This is a genomic window from Helicobacter zhangjianzhongii (genome assembly GCF_030249855.1).
Lineage (GTDB): Bacteria > Campylobacterota > Campylobacteria > Campylobacterales > Helicobacteraceae > Helicobacter_B > Helicobacter_B zhangjianzhongii.
This window is the reverse complement of sequence record NZ_JANURN010000004.1, coordinates 48,481-62,424: the sequence shown is the minus strand read 5'-3', so window position 1 is coordinate 62,424 and position 13,944 is coordinate 48,481. Positions and strand designations below refer to the sequence as shown.

Below are 13,944 nucleotides of genomic sequence, written 5' to 3'. Positions count from 1 at the left end.
TTATGCCTTTAGGGCTTTGTCGGCAATGTCTGTGCGCAGCACCTTGCCTTCAAATGCTATGCAATTTGCGATTATGTAGGCGTTGTGCTTGGCTTTGGCAAGTGTGGGGGCGACTCCTATGGCTAGAGCCACGCGCCCGCCGCTTGCTAGTAGCGGGCTGCTAAAATCCACTTTTTCACCCCCTTTGCTAGAATCCACTTTTTTACTAGAATCCACTTTGTTTGGGCTCACGCCTGCATAGCAGATATGCCCTAGTGTGCTATCAAAAGGCGCGATTGTGATAGGGTGGGGCGTAGAGCTGCCAAAGGGATAGTTATGGCTTGCTAGCACGACTCCTACGCAGTAGCCTTGGCGGAAAGTTATAGGAAGCGCGGCGATTTGCTTAGATTCTACGGCGTGGCAAATATCAAGCAAAGGCGTTTGCAAAAGTGGCAGTAGCACTTCACACTCTGGATCGCCAAAGCGGACATTAAACTCTAGCAGATATGGCTCGCCATCCACGACCATAATCCCAGCAAACAGCACGCCGCTAAAGGGCGTGCCGCGCTTTTCCATACCAGCAAGTGTAGGGGCAAAAATCCTTGAAGCAATCTTTTCTAGCAGCATTTCATCACATAGCGGACTTGGCGTATAAGCTCCCATACCACCAGTGTTTGGACCCTTATCGCCGTTATAGAGCTGCTTGTGATCTTGGCAGGGGGGCAGAAGCGTGAAGCTCTCCCCATCGCAAATCCCAAAGACAGATAGCTCATAGCCGGATAGAAACTCTTCTACCACTATGCACTCTCCAGCCTGCCCAAACTCCTTGCCACTAAGCATATTATCGATTGTGGATTCTGCTTCTTCATAGCTTTGTGCGATGATGACGCCCTTGCCAGCACAGAGTCCGCTTGCTTTGATGACCACAGGCAGAGAGAGTGAGCGCGCGAAGTCTTTGGCTTTTTGTGGGTCGCTTGTTTGGATATAGCGTGCGGTGGGGATACCACAAGAGGCGACAAAATCTTTCATAAATGCCTTTGAGCCTTCAAGCTCTGCGGCTGCTCGACTTGGACCAAAGGTGCTAATGCCCCTTGCTCGTAGCTCATCGCTAAGCCCACCTACAAGCGCGCTCTCGCCGCCGATGATCACCCAAGAAATCCCCTCTTTTTGGCAAAACTCTACAATGTCTTGATTGTGTGGAAGTGTGAGATTTGTGCCTAGCAGTGCTGTGCCGGCATTACCGGGGGTGAAAAATAGCTCTTGTATCCTAGAATCCTGCTTTAAGTGCAAGCCTAGGGCGTATTCTCTCCCACCATTCCCTACAATCAAAACTTTGTGTAAAACCTTGTGCAAATTCTCTTGTGGATTATGTGTCTGCATAAAAGCCCTTGAAAAGATACTACCCAAATAACCGCTACTTGTGTTGTGTAGCCCAAAATGCTAGCTACAAATAAGGCAGGAGAGCTCTCTTAGGCGGCGGATTCTCACCCTTGCAGGCTCAAGCAAAAACACCGACACACAAAAACCACTACCAAGCCTACAATACTTACAATTTAACGGACTTACCAAAAAAGAAACGCGAATTATTCAGGCGGCGTTATTATAGGCTCTCTAGGTTTAAATTTGGGTTAGAAAATGCGAAGTCTGCTATAATGTGTCCCTCACACGCACGCCCCTTAGCGTGCTACTCTACTTTTAAGGAAGCTTATGAAAAGGGCACTTATCACAGGTATCACCGGGCAAGATGGCGCGTATCTTGCAGAATTTCTCCTAAATCGCGGCTATGAGGTGCACGGCATTAAGCGCAGAAGCTCGCTGTTTAATACCGATAGGATCGATCATCTCTACCAAGACCCCCATATTGATAATCGCAACTTTTTCTTACATTATGGGGATTTGACAGATTCTACAAATCTTATCCGCATTATCCAAGAAGTGCGCCCAGATGAGATCTACAATCTTGCGGCAATGAGCCATGTTCATGTAAGCTTTGAGACGCCAGAATACACCGCCAACGCCGATGGCATAGGCACGCTAAGAATCCTAGAAGCCGTGCGATTGCTTGATTTGATAGAGACGACCAAAATCTACCAAGCCTCCACAAGCGAGCTCTATGGGCTAGTGCAAGCGGTGCCTCAAAGTGAAAGCACGCCATTTTATCCGCGCTCGCCCTATGCTTGCGCCAAGCTCTATGCCTATTGGATCACGATCAACTACCGAGAGGCATATAATATGTTTGCGTGTAATGGGATTTTGTTTAATCACGAGAGCCCTATCCGTGGCGAGACATTTGTAACGCGCAAAATCACGCGCGGAGTGAGCAAGATCGCGCTAGGCTTGCAGGATAAGCTCTATCTAGGCAATCTCTCTGCCAAGCGCGATTGGGGACACGCTAAAGACTATGTAGAGGCGATGTATCTTATCTTGCAGCAGCCAAAGGCAGAAGACTTTGTCATCGCCACGGGCGTTACCACACAGGTGCGCGACTTTGTGGCATTGGCATTTGGGGAGCTTGGGATTGAGGTGGAGTTTCGCGGAGAGGGGGAAAATGAAGTAGGCATAGTCAAGGCGTGCAGGGGTGAATATCAGCTGCCACAGGGGCAAGAAGTGGTCGCGGTGGATTCTCGCTACTTCCGCCCCACAGAAGTAGATCTGCTGCTAGGTGATCCCACTAAGGCGCAAAAGCTTTTAGGCTGGCAGCCTAAATACGATCTAGCAATGCTTGTCAAAGATATGATGCAAAGTGATATAAAGCTTATGCAAAAGGAAAAGTTCTTGCAAGATAATGGCTATAACATCTTGCGCTATTTTGAGTAGTAGGGGCTAGATCGCGCTTGCAAGCGAGCCTGAATCCTAGAATCCACTTTTTAATTGTCAGCTTTTTTATTGTTATTGTGAGCGGATTGAAAATCCGCGTGGCAATCCATATAAAGAAAAGCACAAAAATCACAAAGCGTAGCTTCTTTAGAAAAAGTGGATTCTAGCGACAAAGCCCCAACTCCGTCATCGCGAGCTTTGCGCTAGCAAAGCGTGGCGATCCATAGCACAAGCCTAGAATCCACTTTTGAAACAATGGATTCTAAGAAACGCAAGAAATTATGTTTATGATACCAAGCAAAGGATTTATAGGATTGAAGTAAATTTTGTAGATAAACGATTCTAAGGCGGCGAGGCTGTGGTTGCTTTCAAAAGTGGATTCTAGCCCAAAACCAGCGACAGCGGTGCAAGGCGGGGCACGCAAGCAGGTTTCTTTAGAAAAGCCAAATCCCACCAACGCACAAAGGAGACCCAATGAAACCCCTTGCCATAATTATCCCCATCTATAATGTCGCGCAGTATTTGCCGGAGTGTTTAGAGTCTTTGAGTGCGCAGAGCTATGGGGAGTTTGTAGCGATATGTGTCGATGATGGCAGCAGTGATTCTAGCGCGCAGATTATCGCTGAGTATGCCAAGCGCGACTCACGCTTTATCCTCTTAACGCAAGACAATCAAGGCATAGGGGCTGCTAGAAACACAGGGCTTAGGTATGTCTATGACGCTTTGCCCCAAGTGGGCTACATCGGCTTTATGGACCCAGATGATGCGGTGGGGGTAGATTACTATGCTAATCTCATCTACGCCCTAGAGTCCAATGCCACGCAGATGGCGACCACGCGCGATGTGTGTCGGTTTTTAGATTCTAGCTATGATAGCGCGATGTTTGCCCTAAGGCAGCCTAGGGATAAGGGCATTACCCGCAAGGTTACAAGCAAAAATATCGCGCATAAAATCGAAGCCCCGCGCAGTGTCTTTACCCGCGCATTGCTGCAAAACTTGCGCTTCCCTACCAACCGCTTCGCTGAAGATGTGGGCTTTAGCGTGTGTGCGCACGCTTTGGCTAGCAAGGTGGCATTAAGCAAAAATGCGCGCTATTTTTACCGCGTGCGTAGTGGCTCGCTCACTAGCACAACCCACCCGCCGCAAGAGTTTTTCCAAGTGTTTGGCTTTGTGTATGAATTTTTTAAGAGACACGGACACCTAGAGTCCTACCGCTTGCCCACAGATTTGCTCCGCCCCAATCGCTTCGCAAAAGTGGATTCTAGCTATCTTGCGCAGCTGCAGGAGTTTTTACGCTCTTTGGATCTTAGCCCAAGTGTGCTAGAGCAAAACAAGCCCCTAAGGCTTGCGCTACAAGCAAAAAGCCTAGATGAGTTTATGGCTAGGACTAGGAGCTTTAGAGAGTGGAGGGCAGATAAATTCTGCTTGCATTTGACTAAAAACCGCAAGACGATCATACTCTTTGGCAAGACGCTCCTAGATGCTTCTATGGCTTTGACACCGCCACGCCCCACAAGCTCGCCAAGTCATCAAGCAAGCCCGCGCATAGCCATCATCGCTAAAGACATCACAGAAGCAGGCGGAGGCGAGCGCGTGGGCGTGAATCTAGCAAATGCCTTTATAGAATGCGGCTTTAAGGTTAGAGTCATAAGTCTTTTTAGTAGCAATAATGCGCCAATTTATCCGCTAGATTCTAGGGCGGAGCTACTCTCTCTCTCTCTCTCTCTCTCGAAGTCGTGCGCACAACATCTCACAAAATAGCATAAACTCACAATCTCCCCTATCTCCCAAGCTATCGCCTAAGCACCTAAGCAAGCTTGCTAAACTCTGGCAGAAGCTCTTACGCCCCCTGCTTGCCTACAAGGTAGAGAGAGTGCTATGCGCATATAAGCCCACTATCGTGCTAAGTAATGATGGCTGGTATATCCCACGCACCAAGCTAGCAGGCACGCGCTATGTGCGGCTTTGGCACTTAAACGCGCCAAAGCACCTAAGCACGCGCAAAGCTCGCAATCTAGCCAAATTTGACACTTTAATCGTGCTTTCACAAAAAGAGCTAGCCACTTGGCAGAGCTATCATAAATGCGTGCGAGTAGTCCCAAATTTCCTCCCACATCTCCCCACCACCTTTAGCGATCCTAGCACCAAAGTCGTGCTATCTGTGGGGCGACTAAGTGGAGAAAAGGGCTTTGATAGGCTGCTTGATATTTGGGCGATGGTGCAAGACCCCTCTAAAGAGCATTATAAGGAGACTTCGCAGTGGCAGCTACATATCGTAGGCAGTGGGAAGCTGCGAGAAAAGCTAGAATCCACTATCGCCCAAAAGGGCTTGAGAAAAAGCGTGCGTTTAGTGGGCTTTAGGCAGGATATGGAGCGCGTATATCTGGGGGCTAGTGTGTATGCGATGTGCAGCTACTTTGAGGGCTTTGGTATGGCACTAGCAGAGGCGTGCAGCTACGGGCTAGTGGGCATTGCCTTTGACATTGCCGCTGGTCCTAGCGATATTATCACACAGGGCAAAAGTGGGTATTTGATAGAAAATGGCGATAAAGAGAGCTTTGCTACTAGGCTGTGTGAGCTAATGAGCGATGAGTCAAAGCGCGCGGAGTTTGGCACAAATGCTAGGGAGCTTGTGGCACAAAACTTTAGCAAGCAAGCGGTAATGCCACAATGGCAGGAGGTGTTGCGGTAACAATAGCTAGATAGAAGCAAATCTAACAAATCCTAGAATCCACTTTTTCTTTAGGCAATTCAGCTTTGGGCGAGCGATTCGCGCGATTGCGTGATTTTAGGATAGTCATTACCGACAAGGTAACTCCTACCCTAAAATCACGCAAAACGCACAAAGCCCCACCGCAACCCTTAGAATCGTGGGACTCTAAAACTAACTTTAAAGCCTAGAATCCACTTTTGAAAAATACAAACAAAAGCACAAAAATCGCAAAGCGTAGCTTCTTTTAGAAAAAGTGGATTCTAGTGAAAAGGTGTTTTTCCTGTCATTGCGAGCGGATTGAAAATCCGCGTGGCAATCCAATGCAAACAAAGTGGCGTTGAGGTTTATGCGTGGCTTGAGATTGCTTGCGATTTGAAGTAGAATCTAGCTTATAGATTCTATCTTTTGCCTATTAAAAAATAGAATCTTAATTATCTCCCACAATGTGCCAAAAGAGAGCAGGATAAGAAACACACTAAATCTAGGGAAAAATATAAAATCCGCCATTAAGCCCACAAAACTTAGGGCAAATAAGACATTATACCGCCAAAATAGCCCTAACAGCACAAAGCTAAATGCAATGATAAAAAACACGGAGATTTCCATTACCCCCCAAAGGCTATAAGCATAACTATTTAGGGCTGTATGGAGATATTGCATACAAAATAAAATCATAGCACTAAAACAAAGCACAAGACAAAGCCTAAGATGCATAAAGCCTTGATATGTAGAATCTGCTCCTGTGTGCTTTGAGAGAATAAACAAAAAAAGCAAAACAAAAGACACAACAAAAAAGCCAAACAGAGAATCAAAACTAAGTGTCGTGTAGGAAGGATTATGTGCAAACTCGCCAAAAAAGTGCAAATAATTAAAACTTTTAAAAAAGAAAATGCCCACATATATGCTAAATAGCAAAAGCAAGAGCAAGGTAAAATACTCTATTTTTAGCCTTTGCAAACTTAAGCTAAGAGAGAAGCCAAGTAGCGCTACAACGCCCTTGACTAACGCAAAAAATGCAAGTCCATTAAAGAATAAGCCTAGAAAGATTAGCCCACTGATACTTCCGCATATCCATAGCTTAGAAAATAGCCTTATCAACTCCCCAAAGAAGCTTTCACTCTCGCTAAAAAATCTCACGCAATAAAAGCCAATCATCGCAAACATATACAATGCAATAGCATTAAAAATAACACTATCTAAAATCATATACCCATCATCAAAAAAATAGCTATTCACTATATGATTATATATCCATATTATGCCAAGAGCCCCAGCAAACGCCTTTTGCCTTATATGCCATATTAAAAGCGGCAAAAAGCAGAGCATAGCGGGTATAATCGTTGCCTCTTTTTCAATATCTGCAAAGCGATATGGATATACGCTTAAAGCTGTAATCAAATATGTCAAAACACCATATGCGGCTATAAAGAGCCAGATTTTCATATATGTCCCACTATATTGCCATAGTCCCAAAAGCACAAGCCCCATTCCACCATAAAATATATAAAGAAAGCAAACAGAATCTTCATAGGTGATAAACTTTATAGGACTAAAGCCTATAAGCAACAACCCCGCACTTATAAGCACAATGCTTAAAAGCATTTTTTTAGAATCTTGGTTAAATTGCCTTATATCTAAAACTTTTGTGAGATTTGGTAAAAGGATAATGCTATAAAACAAGCCTATCAAAGTCCCCACCACAGCAAAAAAGATAGTAGCAATCTTTTCCCATTCATTTATCTCCCCTGCCAAAGCACCCCATAAACACCCCACGCAAATCACAAGAGAGATGTAAAAATATTTTGGCGTAATAAAGCGGATAACAAAGCGTGAAAAGTAAGAGGGCTTAGAATCTGCCAAGCTAGAATCTATGGGGCGAGCTGATTGCTCTATCAATTCCTTATGCAATTCCTTATGCAAAGTCTTTAGCCTTTTAGCTGTGATTCTTACATTGAGTGCAAAAAGCACCAAACCACCTACAATGCCTATAATCATCATTACGATAAGAATGCTATCTGCAATGTTAAAGAGTGCGGATAAAAGCAATGATAATATCGCCCAGACGCCCCCACCTAAAAGCAGCACTAAAATCACTTCAGCAAAAATCACCCGCCAATATCTCTCACTCTCCATAAGGCTAAGACTTTTACATCTTATAAGCTCATCTAGCTCAAATCTTAGATCTCTAAAAAGCATTACTAAAGCTACAAAGGGGGAGAGAATATATTGCTTCAAAGCCAACATCAAGGATCCTTAGAAATGTGAAAATATTTAAAGTGTAGAGCGTGGATTATACATTAAAATTTTTGGTGCATAAAAGCTAAATATGCTTAAGGCACGATCTTAAGCGTGTAGAAAATCGTATAAAGGCTAAAGCCTACAAGGCTAGATTCTACTTGTGCTAGAATCCATTTTTAACCACACAAATACACAGAGCAAAACACAAAGGCAAAAAATGATTTGGCTTGATATTATTGACCCAAAATATGTGCTGTTTTTTAAGCCCATTTTACCAAGGCTTAAGGCTTTAGATTCTGTGATTGTTACCACGCGTGAGAGTAAGGACTATGATGAGTGCTTGAGACTTTTAGAGCTTTTTAACATAGAGCATTATTGTGTTGGCGGCTATGGCGGGGCTAGTAAGCTAGGCAAGTTTGAAGCAAGAATCAATCGTCAAAAGGGCTTTTTGGAGCTTTTTGCAAGGCTTAATGCAATGCCAAAGATTTTTATCACCGGAGCGAGTGTTGATGGTGTGCAGTGTGCCTATGGGCTAGGGATACCGGTGGTGCATTTTGCTGATACGCCGGTGGCTGATGAAAAGTTTTGCTTAGAATCTGTAACGATTTTATCCCGCTTGACACTTCCGCTTTCCCATCTTGTATTCCGCCCTTTTGTCGTGCCTGAGATTTGCTATACAAGCTTGGGGTTAGATTCTACTCAAGTGGTGGAATATGGCTTTATTGATGTGGCATTATGGCTAGATTCTATCCCCTTGCATTATGAGCTAGAATCGCCGCAGAGAAAGGCATTTTGCGAGAATCTAGGGCTAGATTCTACTTTGCCTATTATTTTGGTGCGTGAAGAGGAGTATAAGGCTCATTATGTCAAGCATAAATTGTCAATTATTTATGAGAGCTTTGCCCTTTTGGCTAAAAAGATTAAAGCCAATGTGCTGTGTATGCCCCGCTATGGTAAAGATGAGCTAGAATCTTGCCTTGCAGAGCTTCCGCAAGATGCACAAAGTCGCTTTAAGATTTTGCACCATAAGCTAGAGCCAAAAGATTTTTATCCCTTTGTTGATGTGCTTTTGGGCGGTGGCGGGACTATGAATCTAGAGGCGTGCTATCTTGGCATACCTGTGATTTCCACTCGCTCGATCTTGCTTTTTCACGATAGATTTTTGCTTGATAATGCTTTGATGAAACACGCTAAAAGTGCCACTGAAGCGGTGGATAAGATTATAGAGATTCTATCTAAGCCCCATTTGTATGCAAGGCAAGATCGCCTTTTTGCGAAAAATGGCATAGATACAGATATGTTTATCTCGCATATCAAGGCGTTGTTATAGTGGCAAAACCTAAGCTTCAAAGAGAGCTAAGCCCCCCAAAAGTCTATGCACTCATATCCCACACAAATCCCCAACACCAAAAGCAGCAAACCTAAGCGGTGGCTTGGCATTAGTGTAGATAGTGGCTAGACTTGCGCAAATCGCTCTAAAAATGCGCGAAATACGCGATAGAGCTGCTCTACTTCTGTGATTTTCACACGCTCATCTATGCTGTGGATTGTGTCATTGCACACGCCAAATTCTATCGCCTCTATGCCAAACTCTTGGCAAAATCGCGCATCACTTGTCCCGCCGCTTGTGCTGCACTCTGGGGTGATACCACATACTTTTTGAATGCTAGCACTAAGCGTGTGTATCAGCTTAGAATCCTGCTTGCAGATAAAGGGCTTGGCACTTTGCTTTAGGCTAAGTGTGTAGGAAATGCCGACATTTTTTGCGCACACTGCTTGCATAATGGATTCTACATACTCTTGCACGCGTTCTTTAGGGGTAGCAGGAGAATTGCGCACATTAAACATAATCTTTAGCGCGCTAGGCGTTACATTGACCACCTCTAAGCCGCCGCGCATATCGGTGATGACAAGCTTTGTAGGGGCAAAATCCCTATCCCCAGAGTCTAGCTCCACTCCAGCAAGCTTGCCAAGGCTAGATCCTAAGGCTTCTATGGGGTTTATACACTTGCTAGGGTATGCGGCGTGTCCTTGCTTGCCGACAATCTCTAGCACACCATTGATACTGCCTCTGCGCCCATTTTTGATCGTATCGCCTAGAATGCTAGAGCAAGTAGGCTCGGCGACTATGGCGTGCGTGGGCAGTAGATCGCGCTTTGCCAGCTCTTGTAGCGCATAGGCTGTGCCATAAGTGCCATCTCCTTCTTCATCGCTTGTGAGCAAAAGTGAGAGCATAAGGGGGGCTGTGGCAGCGGCTTTGGCACAATCTAGTAGCGCGTAGATACAAGCAGCGACCCCTGCTTTCATATCCTGCGCTCCACGCCCATAGATATAGCCATTTTCCACCACCGCGCCAAAGGGATCCACACTCCAGCCATCTCCCACAGGCACGACATCAATATGCCCCATAAAACAAAAATGCCTTGCTGGCTTAGGGCTTTTGCCTAGCGTGATATGGGCAAAGAGATTGCGCGTGTCGTGTTTATCAATATGCAGGCACTCAAAGCCAGCTTCTAGCAATAAGGCTTTGATAGGCTCATAAATACCGCATTCTTGTGGGGTGATCGTGGGGTAGGTGAGTAGTTTTGCCAGAAAATCTACGCATTGTTGCGCTTGCATTGTGTCTCCTGTGTGCGTTTGTGTCAATGTGGCTTATATTAGAATCCACTTTTGCAAGTAGATTCTAATATAGATTGCCACGCTGCCGTTGTCGGCTCGCAATGACAAAGGTAGATCCTAGTAGAATCTAGGATAATGACTCTAGGCTGCTGCATTGCTTGCTTGAAGCTATCTTGCTACTAGAATCCACTTTTGCTCTTTTTGCCTGCAAATGCAAGTGTAAATGCAGCACATCAAGGCTAGCAGGCGTTATGCCACTAATTTTAGAGGCATCAAAGAGCGTTTTAGGGCGTGCGATTGAGAGCTTCTCCACCACTTCAAGCGATAGCCCAGAAATCCCTTGATAGCAAAAATCTTCCGGGATTGTGGCTTGGAGCTGGGCGTGCATATTATCAATACTTGCTTGCTGCTTTTGGATATAGTCGTGGTATTTTGCTTGTATGTGGATTTGCTCTTTTGCGGCGGGGCTGAAGTGTGAAAACGCCGGGATTTTGGTTTCTGGCGTTGGCTTTTGCGCGCTTTTCTGAAGAAACTGCGCTTCGCTTGTTTTGTGGGAGTCTGCGGTGAATTTTTCACACTCGGCTTGTTTTTCTTCTTCAAGGATTCTAGGCATTGCGGTGGGGCTTTCGTAGTTTTTTGGGGATTTGGGGGCAGAGCTAGACTGATGGTCTGCGGTTGCCTCCAAATCCCCAAAATCTGCGGAATGCCTACCCAAAGCCGAATCCCCACCAAGCAAAGCCGAATCCCCTTTAGAATCCTGCTCACTGCGCAAAAATGCTTCTAGCGCGTCAAAATCCCTAAACCCATCTTTACCTACGATATGTAGTAGCGCGGTTTTTTGGTTGATTGGGGGGAGATTGAGCTGGGCTAGGAAGCTTTGGGCGTGTTTGTTTGGCGTGATGAAGTGCGTGCGTAAAAACGCTAGGGCTTGTGCTATATCTTGCTTATCACGCGCAAAACGCTCGATATGCTCCCTACTCATTGTGCCAAGCTCTCTAGCATAGCCTAGCAAGCGATAGATCGCATTATCTTCGCGCAGTAGCAGCCGATATTCTGCACGAGAGGTAAAGACGCGGTAAGGCTCATTTGTGCCTTTGGTTACAAGATCATCAATCATCACGCCGATATAGCTCTCATCTCGGCGCAGCACAAGCTCTTTGCGAGGGAAGTGGAAGCGATCTGGCGCGATGTCTTGCAAGGAGAGCGTGGCATTGATCCCAGCTAGTAGCCCTAGTGCGGCGGCTTCTTCATAGCCTGTGGTGCCATTGATCTGCCCGGCTAGGTAGAGGGAGTGTATGGCTTTGGATTCTAGGGTATGGTGGAGCTGGGTGGGCAAGACATAGTCGTATTCTATGGCATAGCCATAGCGCGTGATTATGGCATTTTCAAGCCCCGGGATAGAGGCGATCACTTGCTCTTGCACATCATAGGGCAGAGAGGTGGAGAGACCATTGACATAGTATTCCGTGGCGTGCGTGGTTTGCGGCTCTAAGAAGAGCTGGTGGCGAGATTTATCGGCAAAGCGCGAGATTTTATCTTCAATACTTGGGCAATAGCGCGGACCTACACCATTGATCTGTCCGGTAAAGAGCGGTGCGCGGTGGAAATTCTCGCGGATAAGCTCGTGTGTGCGCTCTGTGGTGTAGGTGATATAGCAGGGCAGCTGCGTGGGGGTAAATTCGCTTGTCGTGTAGCTAAAGTGCGGCGGATTCTCATCGCCAGAGTGCTGCTCTAAATGCGTAAAATCAATGCTAGATCCCAAAATCCTAGGGCAAGTCCCTGTCTTTAGCCGCCCAAGAGTAAGCCCCAAATCGCGCAATGATGTGCTTAGATCATTGCTCGCACTCTCGCCAAAGCGACCATTTTCTAAACGATTTTCGCCGATATGCACAAGCCCTTGCAAAAATGTCCCTGTGGTGATGATAAGCTTGTGTGCGTAATAGTCTTTGCCGATATTGGTGCGCACACCTATGGCTTTCTGCCCTGTGCTATCAAGCAGGATTTCTTTGACCATTGCTTGAGAGATAGTGAGATTTGGCGTGTTTAGGGCGAGATTGCGCGCATAGATCCTATATAAATCCATATCGATTTGCGCTCTTGTGCCACGCACCGCAGGACCTTTGGAGGCATTGAGTATGCGGTATTGTATCCCGCATTTATCAGTGATCTTCCCCATAACGCCCCCTAGCGCATCGACTTCTTTGACCAAATGCCCCTTGCCTAAGCCGCCTATGGCAGGATTGCAGCTGGCTAGGGCGATATTTTCGACTAAGATGGTGAGCATACACACTCGTGCGCCCATTCTAGCAGCGATACAAGCCGCCTCTAAGCCCGCGTGCCCTCCACCTACGACAAGAACATCATAGACCATACTTACACCAAGCCTTGCATAAAATGCGCTATACGCGCGATACCAGCGGTGATTTGCTCTGTGCTACACGCAAAGCTTAGCCGCACAAAGCCATCTGCCCCAAAGGCACTGCCGGGCACTAGAGCTATCCCCTCTTGCTCTAAGAGCTGCTTGCAAAATGCCATAGAATCCCCACCGCAAGCACTCCCTATGGAGATAAAGAGATAGAACGCACCTTGAGGGGAGAGCGTGTGCAGCCCTTGAATCGCATTGATACTAGACACTGCTAGATCCCTGCGAGCTAAAAATGCTTGGCGCATTGCTTCTATCTGCGTATCCACGCCACCTTCTAGGGCGATGATAGACGCCTTTTGCGTGATTGAGTTGATATTTGAAGTGCATTGGGATTGGAGATTTGTCATAAGCTTGATAAGCGTAGTATCAGCACTTGCGCAATAGCCCATACGCCAGCCAGTCATCGCCACAGATTTGCTAAGCCCATTGATCGTGATAGTGCGCTCAAACATATCTTGGCTAATGCTCCCCACAGAGACAAACTCCCCATCATAAAGTAGCTTTTCATACATCTCATCGGCGATTACGACAATATCACTGCCGTGTAGCACTTGTGCTATGGACTCTAGCTCCTGCTTGGTATAGACCATACCGGTGGGGTTTGATGGCGTGGTAAGCACAAGGGCTTTTGTCCTAGGCGTGATTGCTTGGCGCAAGGACTTAGCAGTGATTTTAAAGCCATTTTGCTCATTTGTCTCTATGAAAACATTGCTCCCACCGCTATAAGCTACAAGCTCGGGGTAGGTTACCCAGTAAGGTGAGGGGATTATGACTTCATCGCCTGTGTCAATCAACGCCTGAAACACATTGAAAAGCGACTGCTTCGCGCCATTACTCACTAGAATCTGCTTTGGCTCATAGTGCAAGCCATTTTCTCGCTCTAGCTTATTGGTGATTGCTTGCTTGAGCTCTGGGATCCCTGCTACTTGCGTGTATTTGGTAAATCCTTCATCAAGCGCGGCTTTGGCAGCAAGCTTAATAGGCTCTGGCGTGTCAAAGTCTGGCTCCCCAGCAGAAAAGCTTAGAATATCACGCCCTTGTGCTTTGAGCGTGGTAGCAAGGGTAGAGATAGCGATAGTGGCGGACTCTTGGAGATTGGTAATGCGGCTAGAGTAGGTCATAAATGCTCCTTGACTTAAGAGATGATTGCAGT

Annotated in this window: 11 protein-coding genes and 1 pseudogene; 4 read left to right on the top strand and 8 right to left on the bottom strand. The window is 46.3% G+C overall.

What is annotated here, in order from left to right; translation table 11 throughout:
• A complete protein-coding gene (gene purD / locus NYG90_RS04960; RefSeq protein ID WP_285264774.1) occupies positions 1-1,359 on the bottom strand; it encodes a phosphoribosylamine--glycine ligase in 1,359 nt (452 codons plus the stop codon).
• A gap of 327 nt (positions 1,360-1,686) precedes the next feature.
• Here purD and gmd point away from each other — a divergent pair, with 327 nt between their 5' ends.
• Positions 1,687-2,796: a GDP-mannose 4,6-dehydratase gene (gene gmd, locus NYG90_RS04955; RefSeq protein ID WP_285264773.1), complete on the top strand. Its 1,110-nt coding sequence runs from the start codon at positions 1,687-1,689 to the stop codon at positions 2,794-2,796.
• A gap of 262 nt (positions 2,797-3,058) precedes the next feature.
• On the opposite strand, the gene NYG90_RS04950 is transcribed toward gmd, so the two are convergent.
• The gene (locus NYG90_RS04950; RefSeq protein WP_285256856.1) at positions 3,059-3,271 is read right to left on the bottom strand and encodes a hypothetical protein; all 213 of its coding nucleotides are present in this window, start codon (positions 3,269-3,271) and stop codon (positions 3,059-3,061) included.
• Here NYG90_RS04950 and NYG90_RS04945 point away from each other — a divergent pair.
• A complete protein-coding gene (locus NYG90_RS04945; RefSeq protein WP_285264772.1) occupies positions 3,271-4,557 on the top strand; it encodes a glycosyltransferase family 2 protein in 1,287 nt (428 codons plus the stop codon). The two genes, NYG90_RS04950 and NYG90_RS04945, sit on opposite strands and share 1 nt — an antisense overlap.
• Before the next feature lie 112 nt (positions 4,558-4,669).
• Positions 4,670-5,488 carry a glycosyltransferase gene (locus NYG90_RS04940; protein ID WP_285264771.1) on the top strand — a complete coding sequence of 273 codons (819 nt, stop codon included), beginning with the start codon at positions 4,670-4,672 and terminating at the stop codon, positions 5,486-5,488.
• Positions 5,489-5,686: 198 nt separating this feature from the next.
• On the opposite strand, the gene NYG90_RS04935 is transcribed toward NYG90_RS04940, so the two are convergent.
• Together NYG90_RS04935 and NYG90_RS04930 are read right to left on the bottom strand one after the other, a co-directional pair.
• On the bottom strand, positions 5,687-5,839 hold the full coding sequence (locus NYG90_RS04935) for a hypothetical protein (protein WP_285264770.1): 153 nt from the start codon (positions 5,837-5,839) through the stop codon (positions 5,687-5,689).
• A gap of 54 nt (positions 5,840-5,893) precedes the next feature.
• Entirely contained in the window at positions 5,894-7,753 is a 1,860-nt protein-coding gene (locus tag NYG90_RS04930; protein WP_285256859.1) for a hypothetical protein, read from the bottom strand.
• A gap of 211 nt (positions 7,754-7,964) precedes the next feature.
• Between NYG90_RS04930 and NYG90_RS04925 the strand changes: the two genes are divergently transcribed.
• Positions 7,965-9,077 (top strand): DUF354 domain-containing protein, encoded by a 1,113-nt coding sequence (locus NYG90_RS04925; protein WP_285256860.1) that lies wholly within the window; start codon positions 7,965-7,967, stop codon positions 9,075-9,077.
• A gap of 125 nt (positions 9,078-9,202) precedes the next feature.
• Here the strand turns inward: NYG90_RS04925 and dapE are convergent, their stop codons facing one another.
• From dapE to NYG90_RS04910, 4 genes and pseudogenes are all read right to left on the bottom strand, one after another.
• Positions 9,203-10,366 (bottom strand): succinyl-diaminopimelate desuccinylase, encoded by a 1,164-nt coding sequence (gene dapE / locus NYG90_RS04920; RefSeq protein ID WP_285256861.1) that lies wholly within the window; start codon positions 10,364-10,366, stop codon positions 9,203-9,205.
• A gap of 127 nt (positions 10,367-10,493) precedes the next feature.
• Entirely contained in the window at positions 10,494-10,754 is a 261-nt protein-coding gene (locus NYG90_RS10595; RefSeq protein WP_434062729.1) for a hypothetical protein, read from the bottom strand.
• Between the two features lie 384 nt (positions 10,755-11,138).
• A pseudogene (gene mnmG / locus NYG90_RS04915) lies at positions 11,139-12,737 on the bottom strand (tRNA uridine-5-carboxymethylaminomethyl(34) synthesis enzyme MnmG); the annotation flags it as partial.
• A 2-nt stretch (positions 12,738-12,739) separates the two neighbouring features.
• Positions 12,740-13,912, bottom strand: coding sequence for a pyridoxal phosphate-dependent aminotransferase (locus tag NYG90_RS04910; RefSeq protein WP_285256863.1), 1,173 nt, complete (start codon positions 13,910-13,912; stop codon positions 12,740-12,742).
• Positions 13,913-13,944: the final 32 nt, after the last annotated feature.

Excerpts from the sequence above, each read along its gene's own strand:
- NYG90_RS04945 (WP_285264772.1), top strand. The coding sequence starts at position 3,271 with ATGAAACCCCTTGCCATAATTATCCCCATCTATAATGTCGCGCAGTAT.
- purD (WP_285264774.1), bottom strand. The coding sequence starts at position 1,359 with ATGCAGACACATAATCCACAAGAGAATTTGCACAAGGTTTTACACAAA.
- dapE (WP_285256861.1), bottom strand. The coding sequence starts at position 10,366 with ATGCAAGCGCAACAATGCGTAGATTTTCTGGCAAAACTACTCACCTAC.
- gmd (WP_285264773.1), top strand. The coding sequence starts at position 1,687 with ATGAAAAGGGCACTTATCACAGGTATCACCGGGCAAGATGGCGCGTAT.
- NYG90_RS04925 (WP_285256860.1), top strand. The coding sequence starts at position 7,965 with ATGATTTGGCTTGATATTATTGACCCAAAATATGTGCTGTTTTTTAAG.
- NYG90_RS10595 (WP_434062729.1), bottom strand. The coding sequence starts at position 10,754 with ATGCACGCCCAGCTCCAAGCCACAATCCCGGAAGATTTTTGCTATCAA.
- NYG90_RS04930 (WP_285256859.1), bottom strand. The coding sequence starts at position 7,753 with ATGTTGGCTTTGAAGCAATATATTCTCTCCCCCTTTGTAGCTTTAGTA.
- NYG90_RS04910 (WP_285256863.1), bottom strand. The coding sequence starts at position 13,912 with ATGACCTACTCTAGCCGCATTACCAATCTCCAAGAGTCCGCCACTATC.